The sequence below is a fragment of the Fusibacter sp. A1 genome, assembly GCF_004125825.1.
Classification (GTDB): Bacteria; Bacillota; Clostridia; order Peptostreptococcales; family Acidaminobacteraceae; genus QQWI01.
Map to the genome: position 1 here is coordinate 171718 of NZ_QQWI01000001.1, position 17111 is coordinate 188828.

Consider the following 17111-nt stretch of genomic DNA (forward strand, 5'->3'; position numbering starts at 1 on the left):
TCCGGTTTTAAAGTAGTGGTCGATAAATGGCTTTATCCTTTTAAATCAGCGACAAAACACGCATAGGTCGTTATCGCTTTTCTGATATCCTCTTTTCTGATCTTTTCATTTGGAGCATGGGCCTCTTTCTCATCACCTGGTCCGTAACCGATACAAGGAATCCCGTTCATTCCCATGATTGCCACGCCATTGGTGGAAAAAGTCCATTTGTCAGTGACAGGGGCTTCTCCGTGCATCTTTAGATGCGCATCGTTAAGGTGCTTGACAAGCATATGGTCCTCAGGGATCGTCCAGGTCGGAAACTCGCAGGGCACATCCTGCACAAGTCCCGTATAAGAAGCCTTATCGTACCTGTACATGTCAACCACCGCGCCGTAGTCCTTGACGGTTGCAAGGGATCTGATCTGGTCGACCGCGTATCCTGGGGATTCTCCTGTGGTGAGTCTTCTGTCTATCGAAACGGCGCAGCTGTCGGCCACAGCGCACCTTGAAGGCGAGCTATAGAATATTTCAGACACAGCAAGCGTTCCTTTTCCTAAAAAGTCATCGTGGATCAGCTTCTCGTTGAGTGCTTCGAGCTCGTTGATTATCTTTGCCATCTTGTAGATCGCGTTGTCTCCACGTTCGGGCGCAGAACCGTGGGCGCTCGTACCCGAGACATCCACCCTGATCTCCATACGCCCGCGCTGGCCCCTGTAAACCCCCAGGCTGGTCGGTTCAGTAATGACGACAAACTCAGGGACAATCACCTTCTCGTTTAGGATATGTTGCCAGCAAAGTCCGTCACAGTCCTCCTCTTGGACGCTTCCAACGACCCAAAGGGAGACACCTTCAAGTAAACCCATGCTTTTGAGCATTCCCGCGGCATAAACAGCACTGATAAATCCTCCGGTCTGGTCCGAGGCGCCTCTTCCGAATATATGTAGGTCATCTTCTTTTCCGGTAAAGGGATCAAAGGTCCAGTTGGTCAGGTTCCCCACATCCACCGTGTCGATATGACCGTCGAATGCGATGATTCTTGCCCCGGATCCCACACGACCCAGTATGTTTCCCATTTTATCGATGATTATTTCGTCAAAATCGAGTGCCTCCATTTCCTTTGCAATCCGAGACACCACTTCTTTTTCGTTACAGCTTGTGGAGGGAAGTGCGATCAGGTCTCTTAAAAACTTAAACGTGTTCTTCTCATTGGCTTTCATCCATTCCATCATCTTTTGTCTCATTCTTCATCCTCGATCCATTTTCTGAGTAGGTTCACTGCCACTTTTTCCCTGTAGTTCTTCGTCGACCTTTTATCGTCTTTACTCCTGAATAGCGCCTGATAGCCGGACAGGATATGCTCCACTTCATCCGGACTATCGCTGCAGCTGTCGATCTGACGCTCCAGCTGGATGTCCCTTATCACCACATCGTTTAGCGCACCGATCGCCACCCTTGACCCATTCTCTGTAAGCAGGGCGATGAAAGACACCTTTGACAAGATGCTCGATCGCCGCTGACCCATTTTCTTATACAGGTGTTTCTTCACATCCAACTTTGGGAGGATGACTTCGATTAAAAGCTCGTTGGGTATTCTTTGAGTCTTGTATTTTCCCAAGATGAAATCCTGGACAGCTATAATTCTTGAACCTTCTTTCGACTGCAGTCTCACTTTGGCATCCGCCGCATAAAAGACAGGCAGAAGATCCGCCACACTTGCTGCGTTAGCAATGTTGCCGCCTACCGTAGCGGCGTTTCTTATAGCCGGTGTCGCCATGAGTGCTACGACCTCTTTCAGGTACACAGGTAGGATTTCGCTCTCTACGCACTGGGCCTGTGTGACAGCGGATCCGATAAGGTAGTCGGTGGATGTTTCTGTGATCTTCTGAAGTTCTTCAAGCTGAGAGACAAGAATCACATCCCCTTTGAAGGCTCTTTTCGCCCCTTGCCAGTTTCTCGCCCTGATCATAAGGTCTGTGCCTCCAGCCAGAGGGATCAGACTTTTCCCGCTCATCATATCGAGTGCTTCATCAAGGTGTTTGGGTCTATAGCAGCTATACATCTTCTCCACCTCCTAAATCCATACTTTTTACCGCGTCAAAAATCGTCTGATACCCTGTGCACCTGCAAAGGTTACCTGACAGGGCCGATTTGATCGTCTTATCCTCTAAGGGCTGTCCGCTTTTTAAAAGGGCTCCCACCGCCATCACCATGCCCGGAGTGCAGTAGCCGCACTGCACCGCTCCATATTCGAGAAACGCGCGTTCGATCCTTTGGTATTCCTCAGTAGCCGCGTAACCCTCGATGGTGATCACCGACTTTCCTATCACGTTGCCCACCGGAACGACACAGGAGTTGAGGATCTGTCCGTCTATAAACACGAGGCATGCTCCACATTCCCCCTCTTGGCAGCCCTCTTTGGTTCCTGTCAGTCCAAAATCGATTCTTAACACATCGAGCAATCTTCTTGTCAGCTCACAGCCCATATTTATCATTTTTCCATTCAATTCAAATGAAATATTATTCATAGCAGATTCCTTTCAATGACTTCTGGAGTGACCGGTATATGGTTCGTTTTTATCTTCATCGCATGCTCCACAGCAGATGCCACGGCAGGAGCAACACCCACAAGTGTCAGCTCTCCCACAGCCTTTGCTCCAAATGGGCCGTCTTCGTAACGGTTGATGATCCAGTCCGCGTGCATGTCTGGGATATCCATCGTCGTCGGAATGGGGTAGCTTGCAAAGGCTGTCTGCTCTATAAGTCCATCACGTGAAGTCATGTCCTCCATCAGCGCATAACCAAGTCCTTGCACGATGCCTCCATGGATCTGACCCATCAGCAAATTCTCATCAATGGGGATGCCTACGTCATATGCGCCCCAGATGTCCGTGCAGCTCACCTCATAGCTGATCGGATCAACCTCTACTCTTGCAAGAAGAGCCGACCAGGAATATGCCATGTAGGCATTTCCCTTAAGCGTTTCCTGGTCCCATTTTATATATTCGGGCTGAACAAAGTTTTCAGTGATGAGCACCTCACCCCTTTCGTTCATCCTCTCCTTTAACTTGACCGCCGCTTTCGCTATCAAGGCTCCGACCACCATGGTCGTCCTCGATGCGACTGTCGGTCCCGAGTCAGGAACCTTGAAGGTGTCAGGGGTCTCATATCTAACCCTGTCCATCTCGATATCAAGCACAGAAGCCACTATTTTTGAGAGTGTCGTGATCGCACCCTGGCCCATTTCGACATTGGACACAAGGATGGTCACGCAGTCGTCGGTCTCTTTTCTTAACTTCACAACCGCCTTGATGTGGGTCGCCTCGCCATCGCCTGTAAAGCCGCCGCCATGGGGAATGACCGAAACGCCATACCCTACCAGCGGTTCATTCTTTCGTTTTATGGTTTGATAATCGCTTATCGACTCCAGAAGGTCTGTGAGTTCGTTTAAGAAGATGTTCTCGTGGAAGATGCCGCCTGTGGATGTCTCATCGCCTTTTTTGACATAATGCATCCTTCTAAACTCAAGGGGGTCCGCATTCATCCTGTCGGCCAGATGGTTCATATGCAGTTCGAGCGCATACATGCTTTGTGGTGCTCCGAATCCTCTGAAAGCACCGGTGAACACATTGTTTGTCTTGATGGTTCTCCCCCTGACCCTAAGGTTCTTGACAAGATAACTGCCCGTCATTGTCAGGATGGACCTTTGGAGCACGACATCGCTTAAACCAAGATAAGAACCCGCATCGAGCAGAATGTCAAAATCCATGCCGACGATCCTGCCGTCTTTGAGATAGCTCGTGACCTGGGTTTCTGATGGATGACGCTTGGTTGAGAAAGCCATATCCTCCCGCCTGTCAAACACAAGCCTGACCGGTCGCTTTAGCCGGTAGGCGGCAATGGCCACCTGACAGGCTAGCAAGGAGGGATATTCCTCTTTTCCGCCAAAGGCGCCACCTGTCGCTGACTGGATGACCCTAAGTCTGGTCTCGTCGAATCCGAAACTGTGTTTGAGGGCGTTAAGGATGTAGTAAGGGCATTGAAGCGATCCGTACACGGTAACCACGTCGTCTTCATAAGTTCCTACAACTCCTTGTTTTTCCATATACAGCTGCTCCTGATAAGACGTAGAGAATGATTCGCTGAACTTCTCATCATACTCAAGATGCACAAGGCTTCCTTTTTCAAAGGTGTGGTCTGTCAGCGTATGACCCTCTAAAAGAGAGGCTGAGAGCATATCGAACACGGGTGTTTCTTCTATGTAATTCACAGTTATTCCAGACATGTACTCCAAGACGACATCCTTATCCTCACCGACGACCAGTGCGATGGGTTCTCCGATATAGGTCACTCTTTCCTCAGCGAAGATCGGCATGTCCTTTTCTATCATGGCGACTTCATTATGTTCCACCGCATCCTTGCCGCTGATCACAAAGACACCTTCCTTGTGGCAAGGAAACTCGATGGACTCGATTCTCGCGTTTGCTACCGTGCTTCTTAGTGTCTTCGCATACATCATCCCGTCAAAGACGATATCCTCAATATAGTTTGTGACTCCCCGCAGCTTATCTGCGCTATCCACTCGGTGCACCGAATCTGTAATCTTCATCTGTATCCCTCCACAACATATTTTTCATAATCTTCGGGTGTATCGATATCTATCAGTATTCCAGGATCGTCTACTACCACGTACACCTTAGGTGTATCGCTTAAAAATTCTCTTAAGTGCTTGACTTTTGAATCTCTGATGCCCTCAACCACCTTGCTGCTTATCAGAATAGGATGCCCCGCCCTATGGCAGTAGCTTGGTACCACAAGCTGTGCATCCACCGTCAACATTTTTTGATAGGTACTTGCCTGGGTGAAAGGCATATCCGCAGGGATCAGAAAAAACCTGTCACAGCGTATCGCCTCGCATCCCATGACCACTGACGAAAACATACCAGACTCATACTCAGGATTCAAAAGAATCCTCACTTTCTCGTAGTTGCTTAAAATAGGAATCAAGGACTCCTGTCGATGCCCTACCACCACAAAAATAAGGTCGCAAAAGGCAAGCATGTTGACAATCACACATTCTATCATCGGAACAAAATCGATCGGTTTTATCAACTTATTCTCACCCATTCGACTGGATAATCCAGCTGCTAAGATTACACCTTCCACCCTCATATTTACAAAACCTCCCTATCAACATGATTTTACCCATAAACTTACTGATATCACTTATCAATCACCGAATTTTCTATAAATTCACAGTTGGTGATTTGTAACAAACCACCAAAGATTCTCTTAAATCATCCCTCATCCATCCCACACCGTCAAAACTGTGGCAAAGTAGTGGCAAAGACCATTTGCAAGTGAGGCATATGTTAAAATGGGTATAGGTGAAATGTACCCAAATGGAACGGACAGTCGAATCTACTCACGGATTGTAAAGATAGGATGGAAGAATAATGGCGAAGTTGATTTATGTGGCGGACGATGAAAAGAACATCCGGGAACTGATGAAGAGTTTTTTAAAAAACGCAGGTTTTGAGGTGGCTACCTTCGAGACAGGCGATCTGTTATACGAAGCCTTTCTGAAGAAGGAGCCTGACATGATTGTTCTGGACCTGATGATGCCAGGTACCGACGGTCTTACCATATGCACCCGTGTCCGGTCCTCTTCACCGGTTCCGATCATCATCGTATCGGCCAGGGACAGTGAGCTTGATAGGATCACAGGAATAACCATCGGCAGTGACGACTATCTTGTCAAACCCTTCTCACCAATCGAACTTGTGGCAAGAGTCAATTCCATTTTTAGACGGATCTCCTTAAGTGGTAGTTCTGAGGTCCAGACCACACTTAACTTCGCAAACATGGTGATCGATGAAAAAACGCGTCAAATCACCTATAAAAATACGGTCTTCGACGTCTCCCCGACAGAATTCGATTTTTTAGCCTACCTTTTTAACAATCAGGATAAGGCGGTATCAAGGGAAGAACTGCTCAAGAATGTCTGGCAATTTGAAGATGTTGTCGATACCAGAGCCACAGACGATGTCGTCAAGCGCTTACGAAAAAAACTTGCCCCCACAGGTGTACGGATAACCGCCGTCTGGGGATTCGGATTCAAATTGGAGACCAGCGATGAAAAAACAGAAAACACTTAATCAAAAAATTCGACTGCCTTATCTGATGATGATTGTCATCATGCCTCTTTTAGTCTTTATCGTTTTTAACTTCGCACTGAGAAGCTATTTTTACAGAAATACGCTCAACGACCTAAAACAATCATTCACGACTGTTCAGGTCCTTGTAAGGGAAGAGGTCGCCACTCGACTGCCGCAAACAACGACTCAACCCACCTTGGAGCAGGTCAGGAGCACCCTGACATCGCTCAATCATGCGATAAGGCTCGCCAAGAGAACCCAGAACACGGAGATACTCTTTACAAACTCAAACGAAAAGCTGATTTTTCCAAAGGACTTTTCCGAGACGGACTTAAGCGAGGATCTAATCGCAGACCTTGTTTCAAAAGCAGGACCGCAGTCGCTGAATGTCACACAAAAGATAGATTACGACGGCCGGACTTATCTGGTGGCCTATTCCGAACTGAAGGTTCTTAGTTCAAGGGCAAGTCAAAATTACCTGATCCTAGTTGCGCCACTCATCCAAAACGATTCTATGCTAAGACAGATCAATCTGATCCTTATCGGCATCATCCTAGTCGCTGTGGCGATAGGTTCTCTTGTTGCAAACAAGGTTTCGGGGGATATAACAAAACCCATCAGAGCTGCCGCACTACACGCGACAGAAATATCCAAAGGCAAGTATGATCTGATCAGCTCAGATCCTAAATCAAAAGAGATGAGCGTGCTTTACAACAGCCTTAACGACATGAGTAGTGTCATCCAGCAGTCCGAACAGGCACGGATATACTACTTTCAAAACCTATCCCACGACCTGCGTACACCGCTGATGTCAATCCAGGGCTATGCCGAAGGAATCTCATCGGGAGTATTTGAAGATACCGCTCAGGCCGCAGCGATCATCGCTTCTGAAAGCATCCGTCTCAAACTTCTTGTCGATCAGCTACTGACGCTCTCAAGGCTTGAAAGCGGCGCGCAAAAGCTGCACCTTGAAAAAGTCGACATCAAGGAGCTGCTGGACCAATATGCGCAAAGAGTTCAAGGCATCACCAAACAGCAAAATAAGATGGTAACACTCAACTGTCCAGACGATTGTTACCTTCTACTCGATGAGGAGCTGTTTGAAAAGGCGATCACCAATCTTCTTTCCAATGCGGTGAAATACGCACAAAAAATCATCGTCATCGACGTGACAAACCGCGATACCAGTGTCGTAATCCAAATTCAGGACGACGGTCCCGGTTTAAATCCAGAAACGATTCCACATCTGTTCGATCGTTTTTATAAGGGCGACCAAGGCAATTTCGGGTTAGGCTTAGCTATCGTCGCTACAGCTGTTCAGCTCCTAGGTGGCAGGGTCACCGCTGAAAACCACAAAAAAGGTGCCTTATTCACCGTCACCTTAAATAGGACATAATCAGAATCCCTTAGTGGGCAACTAAGGGATTTTTCGTTTTAAAATCACTAAAGTGGGAATCAATACGTTAAGGGCAAGGGGGGATTCAAAATGAAGCACAAGGCATTCATACTCTTTTCACATCTGAGTAAAATACAAGTGTTTACGCTGATTATGATCTTCATTGGCGGAGTGTTTACCTCCTTGCTGGTTCCTTCTTTTTTTGTAACCAGGCAATTTGAAAAACTGGAACAGGAGGAGCTGCTTGTTGATATCGAACGACTGAGAAGTATTCTTACTCAAGAGCAGCAACAACTGACAAACCTAGCACTGGATTGGGGCGAATGGGATGCTACCAATGAGTTTATCGATGACATGAATCAGGCTTACATCGATGAGAACCTCTACTGGGAATACCTAGAAGACAGCCAGGCGCTCAACTATATTTTTTATATCGACAATTTCCATCAAGTCATTTTCGCAGACGGTTATGACTCAGAGATAGGTTCGCTTACAATCGACAAGTTCATCAGTCCACAGATGATCGAGTTGTTTTTTGATAAGATGGCTGAGAACGGACGTAACTTTACAACCGTCGTGAGTACGGATGATGGACCTGTGCTCCTTGCGGGCAACATCATCACCAACTCACACCGTACGACTCCAACTAAGGGACTTATCATGATGGGTAGGCTGATCGATCACACCATGGTCGACTCATTGTCCGTACACTTCGGTGTACCTATTGATTTAGGCGAGTCCAACTTTCCTGAAAAAAATCCTTTATACCTAAGCGGTCCGGATTTTTATTATAGCTACCAGACGATTCACCCAGACCTTATCGAGGCGCGCATGACCTTTAAGACCATCGACGGCTCCATGTTCAGCCTTGTCATCCACTGGCCTCGAACCATTTACAACGAAGGTGAAAAAGTGGCGGTTCTTGTCCAAGTGCTTGTCATACTATCCTTCTTATCTGTAAATTTACTTGTGTTCTTCTCGTTGAGCGGATATTTGACCTACATGGAGCGCACCAGGCGCAGACTCGAAAAGGAGCTCAACGCCTCTGAGACGAAATACAGTGATTTATTCAACAACGCTGACGATGCGATTTATATCTACGACGAGAATTTTCTTATCGTGGAGTGCAACAAGACCGCTTATGAGTGTCTTGGACTGACCAGGGAGCAGCTGCTCGAAAAGAGCATGCTTTCGATCGCTCCCTCAGCGATCATCACCTCGATGCAGCAGTTGGTCCTGCTGTCAAAATCCGGTCATGTGAACTACGAAACCCTTCATCATCATAGCGACGGGTCCACTTTTCCTGTGGACATCATGGCGCAGAAGGTCACGTATATGAACAAGACCGCCATCATGGAGATCGCGCGTGACATCACGACACTAAAAAGAGTCACCGATGAACTGGTCGCTGCGAAGAAAAACGCCGAGTCCGCAAATATGGCAAAGAGCATCTTTTTGGCAAATATGAGCCACGAGATCAGAACCCCCATGAATGCGATCATCGGATATTCTCAACTGCTGTTAAATGATCAGTCGATCTCAAGTACTGTGAAGAACAACTTGAAGACCATCAATAAAAGCGGCAACCACTTGCTCGCACTCATCAATGATGTGCTGGAACTTTCAAAGCTCGAGTCTGGAAAGCCACAGATCAATGACAATGATTTTGATCTTATCTCACTTGTCGAAGAAATCATTCAGATGTTCCAGCTCAGAGCCAAGCAAAAGCGGATAAGACTGACCTTCATCCATTCAGATAACTTCCCCGATTTCGTAGTAGGCGATGAAAGCAAAATCAGACAGATCATGATCAATCTGATCGGCAACGCTGTAAAGTTCACTTCGGACGGGGCTATCGACGTTATGATGAATCTTGTCAGCTCGGGTGATATCTTCTATGAGATCACCTTCGATGTTACAGATACTGGGATAGGAATAGCTCTAGAAGAGCAAGACAAGGTATTCCAAAGCTTCACTCAAACCCAAAGCGGAATAAGTTCGGGTACAGGTACAGGCCTTGGCATGTCGATCAGTAGGGAGTACGCCCGTCTTTTAGGCGGCGACCTATTTATCTTGAGAAGTGAATCAGAGGTCGGTTCCTGCTTTAGATTTACCTGCCCCCTTAAAGTGTCAGAAAAACTGGGTATCGCTCTGAATGTACCCGATTCAGAACCATTTAGGCGCCTAAAAGCCGAAAAGCTTGTCGATAAGATAGAGCCCGCTGAAAATGACCGTCTAATCCCTCTAGATATGATCGAGCATTTAAAAGCATCTCTTGAAAATGGAGACAGATTGTCCATTGAAAACCTGCTTCCCAAGTTGATTCGAATCAACAAGGATGTGGCTGAAGAGATTGAAACACTTCTCGATCAATATGATTATGAGTGCATACAGTTGCTATTACAAAAGGAGGCTGAACGTGGACAGACCGACCAATATCATGATTATTGACGACACGCCTGCAAATTTGAAACTACTCGAGCAACTCCTCAGGACAGAAGGATACCATGTATTCAGTTTTCCAAATGGCGAGCTTGCGATAAAAAGCGCCATCAACAAGCGCCCTGATCTGATTTTCCTCGATATCAACATGCCGCAAATGAATGGATACGAGGTTTGCAAAGCGCTAAAGAGCCATCGCAACACATTTGACATCCCCATCATCTTTATCAGTGCGCTGCATAGCACCATGGATAAGGTAAAGGCCTTCAACGCCGGTGGTGTCGATTATGTGTCAAAACCTTTTGAGATAGAAGAAGTCAGAGCGCGGCTCAAGACGCATCTAAAAATCCATGAACTCGAATCCAAACTGAGAGATGTCAGCCATCATCTTGGTGAAATGGTAAAAATGAAGGTCGCAGAAGTCGCAGAATCCCAGTACGCAACCATTATCGCCTTGGCAAGACTTGCAGAATCCAGGGATGACGATATCGGTAACCATATCGAAAGGGTCAAAACCAGCTGTAAACGACTCGCTCAACTTCTTTCAGTTTTTCCCGAATATAAGAACCTCATCACACCGATCTATATCGAAAATCTTTCACATGCCTCACTCTTACACGATATAGGAAAAGTCGCCATAGAGGACGCTATCCTTAAAAAGCCTGAAAGACTGACTATTTCGGAGTTTGAAAGGATGAAAGAACACACCACCATCGGCGCTGACACATTAAAGGTCATCCTCGAAAAGTACCCGCAGAACAAGTTTATCAGCATGGGGCTTGCCATCGCCAACTACCATCATGAAAAGTGGAACGGCACAGGGTATCCAGGGCATCTTTCAGGAATATCCATTCCTTTGCCGGCCAGGGTCATGTCCATCGTCGATGTGTACGACGCACTTCGGTCCAAACGATGCTATAAGGATCCATTCACGCATGACGAATCCATACGGATCATTCAAAGTGAAAAGGGTATCTCCTTCGACCCTCTCATCACAGACATCTTTGTGGAACATCATGAGGAATTCAGACAGATTTATGATATGACTACTTGAACAGTAGGCTCTTTACAATAAAAAATAGACCAAACGACATAGTTCAAAGTCGCTTGGTCTATTTTTCATAGTTTAGAGCAAAGTCCATCTGCCCATTCTTCAATTTTTGTCCAGTCCCGCTGGTCCGCCTTCGAATCTTTAGGTATGCCGAAGATAAACCTGACAGGAGCAGGCATCACATCTCCACTCACACCACCGAACACGGCCGTATCGATAGGTTCCACTATGCTGCTTGGTTTGACAAGCGCCTTATTGACGGTCTTGTTCCACAGCTTTCTTCCTTGGTATGCCATGATTCCAAGTGCGAAATACGCTACTTTGACATTGCTTAGCTCCGCTTTATGCGTATTGACAAACTCATACGCATCTTGTCTCCAGTTCATACCGTTGATCGGGGCACCTATGATGATGCTATCAAAACCCTTAAAGTCCTTTACCTCATCAAGTTGCCGAATCTCTACCGTATGGCCCTTATTTGTCAAAATCTCATTGATCCTCTGTGCCACTTCCCTTGTGGATCCTGTTTTTGTAACATAACCGATCAGTACTTTGCTCATAGAGTCCCTCCTAGTTGCTTAGGTCGATATATCTTCGAAGCTCAGCCATCATGTCTGATATGCTGAAAACCCGTTCGTATCTTTTATAGATCTTGTTCCCATAGATGAACAAGACCGTAGGAAACTGAGTGACATCATACCTTTTGATCAGTTCAGGTGAAAGGTTTGTAGACAATGGCACATAAGTCGCATCACTGATTTGATCCAGTTCTTCAACCAGTTTCATTCCGACAATTTCGCAAACATTGCATTCACGGTCACTCAGATGAACCACAAACCATTTTTCCTCTTGCAACTGCTTAAGTTCCTTTTCGTACATGTTACACCCCATCTATTTCAAGTGGTCGGCACTAATTTTCATAGCCGTCCCCATGGTCTCAAACTCCAATTTTTTATAATAATCAACGAGATTGTCTTTACATACAAGTTGTATGTGCAGTTTGTTGGACCGGCAGTGGTCGACAAGGCGCCTGCTTATTTCTTTACCGATGCCAAGTCCCCTGTGGGGTTCAAGCACTCCCACTCCACAAATATACGCGTTGATGATCCCATCAGATACCACTCGACCGGTTCCGATCAGCTGATCCCCATGATAGGCATAAAGCACATAATAACTTTGAACCATGGTCATTTTCAGTTGATGGCTGGTGATGTTGATTTGCTCCAACCAACCGAGTGCGTCATAAAGAACTGCTATGTCCATTGATGATTTGGGAACCATCACATATTCTATCTTCATCTATTCATCACCCTTTCCTTATGCTTTGTATAGACCATTCTATCTTGATTCTACCCTTAAATCAGGTACGAAATCTTGAAATATCTTTTTTTGACCGCGAGTATCCGGCAGCACTTACTTTTTCTGCATCAGTAGTTCCTATCCGGAAATCTCATTCTCCAGCTGAAATAGTCATTGTCTTCATTCTTTTGGTAGCTTAGACAAGCTGCGAACTTCTCACCCTTCTTGTTGATGAACTGATTGCTGCAGACTTCGCCTTTTTCAAGGAGCTTCATGATGGTGGATTTGGTCGCAGCGACCTTTAACGCCGTAAGATACTTGTCGTTTTTCCAGATGATGAACTTGCAGCCGCCCTTGTAGTTCGTACAGCCATAGCCTTTTTCACCTTCAACGATAGCTGAGCCGCAGGTTGGGCATTTTCCGAGCACCTCGCGGTCGTCTGCTCTCTTGTTTCCAAGATCCTGAATCACATGAAACTGATCGCTTTTGATCGCGTGTACAGCATCTGCGGTAAAGGACTCGATTTCATTTAAAAAGTCGCTTCGAGGAATTTCTCCCTTTCCGATGTCAGATAAGGTCTTTTCGAGTCTACCGGTATATTCAAGGTCGAAAAGGGACTTCACAGGGAAGAGCTCCACCATTTTCTTTCCGACAGGCGTGCAGTACAGGGACTTGCCTTTCATCGCGACATAACCTACTCTGATGAGTTTAGAAATGGTTTCCGCCCTCGTCGCGGGTGTCCCGATGCTGAAACCGCTTAAGATCGCCTTTAGATTCTCAAGATCCTCTTCAGATTCCTTTTCGTTCACATCGATACCTTCAATGTCATCATCGTCCTCGTCGGAATCGCTGTCGTTTTCGGCGTCCTTAGGCTTTTGCGTCGTCTTGAACTTTTTACCGCAGGTCTCCATGACCCGCAGCAGTGTCTTTTCAGTGTGCTTTTTAGGAGGATTGGTTCCTTTTGTTTCGATTTTGGCCTTCTCAACATGAACGACCTCATCCTTTTCAACTTTAGGAAGCACCTTTTCCTTTGATTTTATCTTTTCGACTTTACGCCATCCTTCAATCAGCTGAACACGCCCCTTTGTTATGAACCTGCCACTTTCATACTCTCCACCGTCAAGAGCCCCGCATTTGACGGTAATCACGGTCTCCTCGTGCTCGGCTATGGGCATGAACTGCATCAAAAATCTGTTTCTCACAGCATCATAGACAACCTGCTCGTCTGGCGATAATCCCTTTGCCTGAATATAGGTCGGTGTAATCGCGCTATGGCTCTCGACTTTTGAATTGTCGAACACGCGCTTTTGAGTATGGAACTCAATCTCCTCTTCAAAGGGCAGTCCTTTTTTATGGACGAAGAGCACCCTCTTCACCTTTTCAATCAGCGATTCCTCAAGGGCTAGACTTGCCGTCCTTGGATAGGTGATCAGTTTCTTCTCATAAAGGGACTGGGCCACTTTCAAGACCTTGTCGGATGTCCAGCCCTTCTGCTTGCTGGTGACATGACCCTGAAGTCCTGATAGATTGAACAGCACCGGCGGGTATTCCCTTTTTGTCTCCTTAGTCAGTTCCTCAATGAAGGCGGGCTGCTTGAGTATCGCCTTCTTCAAGTCTTCAAGAAAGGGCTTCTCTTCAAACTTGTCCTTATTGTCAAAGGTGAAAACCGACTCAAACAGTTCACCTTTCTCGGTCTTTACTGTCGCTATGAGTTTATGGAACTCCTCTTTCACAAAGTTCTCGATTTCAATATCCCTGTCATAGATGATCTTTAAGGTCGGCAGCAAGACCCTGCCTACATTAAGCGCCTTTCCTGATCCCCGCTGATACTTGAGGGTCGCCACAGAGGTCAGATTGATGCCGATCATCCAGTCCGCCCACTGCCTGCTGATACCGGCATCCTTAAGGGGTCTCATGGTCTCATTGTCCACCATCTTGGTTAAGCCCTCTTTTACCTCGGTAGGCGTCCATTCATTTAAAAGCAGCCTCTTCACAGGCTTTTTCACTTGCAAATAGTCTAATATGATATCCCCTATGATCTGACCCTCACGGTCGAAGTCACAGGCGGAGATCACTCCAGTCACCTTATCGTCCTCGATCAGTCTCCTGATTGTATCAAGCTGTTTCTTCGCGCCCTCATCCACGACATGCCTGTTCTTTGAATCCCCTTTGATCTTATATTGAAACGGGTGCGGTACAAAGGGAAAATTCTCCAGTCGCCACCCCGCCATTTTTTCGTCGTAATCCTTCGCGTCAAAAAGCTCGAGTAAATGACCGAACGCCCATGTGACATAAGCCTTATCGGATTCATAATACCCGTCACGCCTATTCTTTGCACCAATAGCTTCAGCGATATTTTTTGCGACGGATGGTTTTTCAGCAATTATTACCTTAGACATATAAAACCTTCTTCTCTTAAACAACCGGCGATTAATCTGATACACCACTTATTATACGCTGTAATCAGCCAACAAACAAATCTCAAATCGTATCCGCCACCAAATGAAACACATTAACCACTTGTCATTCGATACACATAACTCCTGGAAATTCCAAAATACTCAGCGATCACAGTCGCCGAAACGTTAAACTCCCATCTTAAAACCTCTAGCAACTGCATTCTCAACGTCAGAAAATATTCTTCGATCCCCATGCCAAGCATCATTTTTTGATCATATTCCAATACATTGAAAAAGGCGTCGATAAAATCACGGTCTCTCACGCTTATGCTTTTTACTTTCATAATCGCTTGCTCAATTTCCTCTTCAATCGATTTGCTTAAAATGACATTAAACTGCTCAGTGGCATCCTGCTGATTCTCACCAAGCATTTCATAAGCTAAATCAAGGTCGCAAATTCCGCTACCTGCCTGGTACTCATTAAAGGAAGACCAAGGATATTCATAGTCAGTTGTAAGACCTGCCTTTATTGGATTCCTATGAATATACCTTAAAAGATTTCTGTAATAGCCACGCTTTGCACAGTAGCAATTCTTGTATCTGCCTGAATAGTTCAATCCGAAGGTGTCTTTTTTATGGTGAAACCATTTCGAATAGGCCAGTTGCACATCATGCATGAAGGTGCCGATATGTGTTTCACCTGTTGCGATTAGAAAATGAGCATGGTTGTCCATCATACAATAAGCCAGCAGACTCACCTCGTGTATCTTTTTATAGAATACGAATAGAGTCAGATATTTTTCTTTTTCGCGGTCATGCTTAAATATGTAATTGCCGTTATTGCCTCTAACGATCACGTGATGAATAGCTCCCGGATGATCCAGTCTTTTTCTATAAACCACTATACCCACCTCCTAACCTAATCTATTTTATCTTATTGAAAAGCAATATTGGTCTGCAAGTTGCATCATACATAATATGGAAATAGTGTCGCTAAGGGAAGTCGATACGCTCTGGGACACATTATTTTACAATTGTGTCGCTGAGGGAAGCTGATACGTTCTGGGACTCTTTTGATGACTTGACAGGTGGTGTTTTATGACCTAGTATATACATAGATACTCAATGCATATGAATTCGAGGTATAACTATGAAACTTTCAAAAGAACTGGTTAAGGGCTCCACAGTGCTGCTGGTGCTCAATTTACTTAAAAACAAACCAATGTACGGTTACGAGATGATCAAAAACATGGAACTCATCAGCAGCGGAACCTTTGAGTGGAAGGAAGGTACGCTCTACCCGATCCTTCACGGTCTCGAAGTGGACGGTATGCTGGATTCGTTCTGGGAGACGCCTGAAAATGGACGCAAGCGCAAATATTATCAAATCACAAAGAAGGGACTTAAGCTACTCGACCAAAAACAATCCGAATGGAAGCAGTTCACGACAGCAATGGATGTCGCTCTTGGAGGTATGAAATGGATCAAGGCATAACTACCTTTGTTGACGATGTGCTCAGGCAGGTGATCAATACAGGTGCGCATGACGCGATACGTGATGAGCTGATTGACCACTATGCGACAACTGCCGAAGCCTATTTGGATTGCGGTGATAGTGAATACGAGGCGAATCGTAAAGCCCTGGCTTCACTGGGGGACGGCAAATCCATCGGCAAGCAACTGAACAACGTATGGTTTCCTCAGCTGAAGTGGACGATCCAGTGGTGTGTAGTGACACTCGTCATCCTGCTACTTTACTCGTATCTCTTTATTAACGAGACCTCCTTGTTCTCAAAGGCATCTTTCCTGATGATATTTGTCGCTATGGGTATCGATATCCTTTCTCAGTCCTGCACACTCAAGTACATTTATAGTTACTACAAGCAGGTCGAGCTGCCCTTTGTCAGAATCTACCCCTTAAAAAAAACTCAAAAGAACAGCATAAGTTACATAGAAAAATTGACCAATCGTTTAGCAGTCGTCTTTGGAGTGTTCTTTGGAGTCCTAATGATCGCATCGACGGTTTCGCTTGCATTTGAAACAGAGACACTTTTAGCGGCCGATCGATTGACAAGTCTGGCACTACCCCTTATCTTTTATAAGGTTTTCTTCTTAACCTTTAAGATGATGAAATCTCCGATCGTTGTGATGGACCACCGGGGAGTATGGATTCAGGGTGCGACCATCCCATATCTTAAATGGTCATCTATCAAGGAGCTTAAGTTTTACACTAATTACAAAAAACAATATGTATGCGAGTTCATCCGATTCAATCACAAGGGCAGAGTCACCATGCCGTGTCTTCCGCTTGATCAGGAGTCGATTATTCATCTGTTTGAATGCTATTCGCAAAAACAAGTCAGCACTTCACCTTAAGGGCGAAGTGC

General features: G+C 45.8%; 16 protein-coding genes. 6 read left to right on the forward strand and 10 right to left on the reverse strand.

Features of this window, described 5'->3' with window-relative positions; translation table 11 throughout:
• Positions 1-32: 32 nt before the first annotated feature.
• Genes DWB64_RS00730 through DWB64_RS00750 form a run of 5 tightly spaced genes read right to left on the reverse strand, consistent with a single transcriptional unit; the run spans position 33 to position 5151 of the window.
• Positions 33-1223, reverse strand: a complete 1191-nt coding sequence (locus DWB64_RS00730) for a YgeY family selenium metabolism-linked hydrolase (protein ID WP_129486260.1) — start codon at positions 1221-1223, stop codon at positions 33-35.
• Positions 1220-2041 (reverse strand): xanthine dehydrogenase family protein subunit M, encoded by an 822-nt coding sequence (locus DWB64_RS00735; RefSeq protein WP_129486261.1) that lies wholly within the window; start codon positions 2039-2041, stop codon positions 1220-1222. The genes DWB64_RS00730 and DWB64_RS00735 overlap by 4 nt, the downstream gene beginning before the upstream one ends.
• Positions 2034-2507 carry a (2Fe-2S)-binding protein gene (locus DWB64_RS00740; RefSeq protein WP_129486262.1) on the reverse strand — a complete coding sequence of 158 codons (474 nt, stop codon included), beginning with the start codon at positions 2505-2507 and terminating at the stop codon, positions 2034-2036. Before DWB64_RS00740 ends, DWB64_RS00735 begins: the two co-directional genes overlap by 8 nt.
• Positions 2504-4588, reverse strand: a complete 2085-nt coding sequence (locus DWB64_RS00745) for a xanthine dehydrogenase family protein molybdopterin-binding subunit (protein WP_129486263.1) — start codon at positions 4586-4588, stop codon at positions 2504-2506. The genes DWB64_RS00740 and DWB64_RS00745 overlap by 4 nt, the downstream gene beginning before the upstream one ends.
• Positions 4585-5151: an NTP transferase domain-containing protein gene (locus DWB64_RS00750; protein ID WP_129486264.1), complete on the reverse strand. Its 567-nt coding sequence runs from the start codon at positions 5149-5151 to the stop codon at positions 4585-4587. Before DWB64_RS00750 ends, DWB64_RS00745 begins: the two co-directional genes overlap by 4 nt.
• Positions 5152-5435: 284 nt before the next feature.
• Here DWB64_RS00750 and DWB64_RS00755 point away from each other — a divergent pair, with 284 nt between their 5' ends.
• From DWB64_RS00755 to DWB64_RS00770, 4 genes are all read left to right on the forward strand, one after another.
• Positions 5436-6137, forward strand: a complete 702-nt coding sequence (locus DWB64_RS00755; RefSeq protein ID WP_129486265.1) for a response regulator transcription factor — start codon at positions 5436-5438, stop codon at positions 6135-6137.
• On the forward strand, positions 6115-7533 hold the full coding sequence (locus DWB64_RS00760; protein ID WP_129486266.1) for a cell wall metabolism sensor histidine kinase WalK: 1419 nt from the start codon (positions 6115-6117) through the stop codon (positions 7531-7533). The genes DWB64_RS00755 and DWB64_RS00760 overlap by 23 nt, the downstream gene beginning before the upstream one ends.
• A gap of 90 nt (positions 7534-7623) precedes the next feature.
• Complete coding sequence (locus tag DWB64_RS00765) at positions 7624-9984, forward strand: CHASE4 domain-containing protein (protein ID WP_129486267.1); 2361 nt, start codon at positions 7624-7626, stop codon at positions 9982-9984.
• Positions 9953-11029 carry a two-component system response regulator gene (locus DWB64_RS00770; protein ID WP_206736633.1) on the forward strand — a complete coding sequence of 359 codons (1077 nt, stop codon included), beginning with the start codon at positions 9953-9955 and terminating at the stop codon, positions 11027-11029. The genes DWB64_RS00765 and DWB64_RS00770 overlap by 32 nt, the downstream gene beginning before the upstream one ends.
• Positions 11030-11094: 65 nt before the next feature.
• On the opposite strand, the gene DWB64_RS00775 is transcribed toward DWB64_RS00770, so the two are convergent.
• From DWB64_RS00775 to DWB64_RS00795, 5 genes are all read right to left on the reverse strand, one after another.
• Positions 11095-11586 (reverse strand): flavodoxin domain-containing protein, encoded by a 492-nt coding sequence (locus DWB64_RS00775; RefSeq protein ID WP_129486269.1) that lies wholly within the window; start codon positions 11584-11586, stop codon positions 11095-11097.
• 10 nt (positions 11587-11596) lie between these two features.
• Positions 11597-11905: a hypothetical protein gene (locus DWB64_RS00780; protein WP_129486270.1), complete on the reverse strand. Its 309-nt coding sequence runs from the start codon at positions 11903-11905 to the stop codon at positions 11597-11599.
• Positions 11906-11917: 12 nt separating this feature from the next.
• Entirely contained in the window at positions 11918-12325 is a 408-nt protein-coding gene (locus DWB64_RS00785; protein WP_129486271.1) for a GNAT family N-acetyltransferase, read from the reverse strand.
• Between the two features lie 128 nt (positions 12326-12453).
• Positions 12454-14724 carry a DNA topoisomerase gene (locus DWB64_RS00790; RefSeq protein ID WP_129486272.1) on the reverse strand — a complete coding sequence of 757 codons (2271 nt, stop codon included), beginning with the start codon at positions 14722-14724 and terminating at the stop codon, positions 12454-12456.
• 113 nt (positions 14725-14837) lie between these two features.
• A complete protein-coding gene (locus tag DWB64_RS00795) occupies positions 14838-15626 on the reverse strand; it encodes a transposase (RefSeq protein WP_164980147.1) in 789 nt (262 codons plus the stop codon).
• Between the two features lie 248 nt (positions 15627-15874).
• Between DWB64_RS00795 and DWB64_RS00800 the strand changes: the two genes are divergently transcribed.
• Positions 15875-16219: a PadR family transcriptional regulator gene (locus DWB64_RS00800; RefSeq protein WP_129486274.1), complete on the forward strand. Its 345-nt coding sequence runs from the start codon at positions 15875-15877 to the stop codon at positions 16217-16219.
• Positions 16204-17100, forward strand: coding sequence for a hypothetical protein (locus DWB64_RS00805; protein WP_129486275.1), 897 nt, complete (start codon positions 16204-16206; stop codon positions 17098-17100). The genes DWB64_RS00800 and DWB64_RS00805 overlap by 16 nt, the downstream gene beginning before the upstream one ends.
• The last annotated feature ends 11 nt before the right edge of the window (positions 17101-17111 follow it).

Coding starts and splice junctions, on each gene's coding strand:
- DWB64_RS00730 (WP_129486260.1), bottom strand. CDS start 1,223: ATGAGACAAAAGATGATGGAATGGATGAAAGCCAATGAGAAGAACACG.
- DWB64_RS00735 (WP_129486261.1), bottom strand. CDS start 2,041: ATGTATAGCTGCTATAGACCCAAACACCTTGATGAAGCACTCGATATG.
- DWB64_RS00740 (WP_129486262.1), bottom strand. CDS start 2,507: ATGAATAATATTTCATTTGAATTGAATGGAAAAATGATAAATATGGGC.
- DWB64_RS00745 (WP_129486263.1), bottom strand. CDS start 4,588: ATGAAGATTACAGATTCGGTGCACCGAGTGGATAGCGCAGATAAGCTG.
- DWB64_RS00750 (WP_129486264.1), bottom strand. CDS start 5,151: ATGAGGGTGGAAGGTGTAATCTTAGCAGCTGGATTATCCAGTCGAATG.
- DWB64_RS00755 (WP_129486265.1), top strand. CDS start 5,436: ATGGCGAAGTTGATTTATGTGGCGGACGATGAAAAGAACATCCGGGAA.
- DWB64_RS00760 (WP_129486266.1), top strand. CDS start 6,115: ATGAAAAAACAGAAAACACTTAATCAAAAAATTCGACTGCCTTATCTG.
- DWB64_RS00765 (WP_129486267.1), top strand. CDS start 7,624: ATGAAGCACAAGGCATTCATACTCTTTTCACATCTGAGTAAAATACAA.
- DWB64_RS00775 (WP_129486269.1), bottom strand. CDS start 11,586: ATGAGCAAAGTACTGATCGGTTATGTTACAAAAACAGGATCCACAAGG.
- DWB64_RS00780 (WP_129486270.1), bottom strand. CDS start 11,905: ATGTACGAAAAGGAACTTAAGCAGTTGCAAGAGGAAAAATGGTTTGTG.
- DWB64_RS00785 (WP_129486271.1), bottom strand. CDS start 12,325: ATGAAGATAGAATATGTGATGGTTCCCAAATCATCAATGGACATAGCA.
- DWB64_RS00790 (WP_129486272.1), bottom strand. CDS start 14,724: ATGTCTAAGGTAATAATTGCTGAAAAACCATCCGTCGCAAAAAATATC.
- DWB64_RS00800 (WP_129486274.1), top strand. CDS start 15,875: ATGAAACTTTCAAAAGAACTGGTTAAGGGCTCCACAGTGCTGCTGGTG.
- DWB64_RS00805 (WP_129486275.1), top strand. CDS start 16,204: ATGGATCAAGGCATAACTACCTTTGTTGACGATGTGCTCAGGCAGGTG.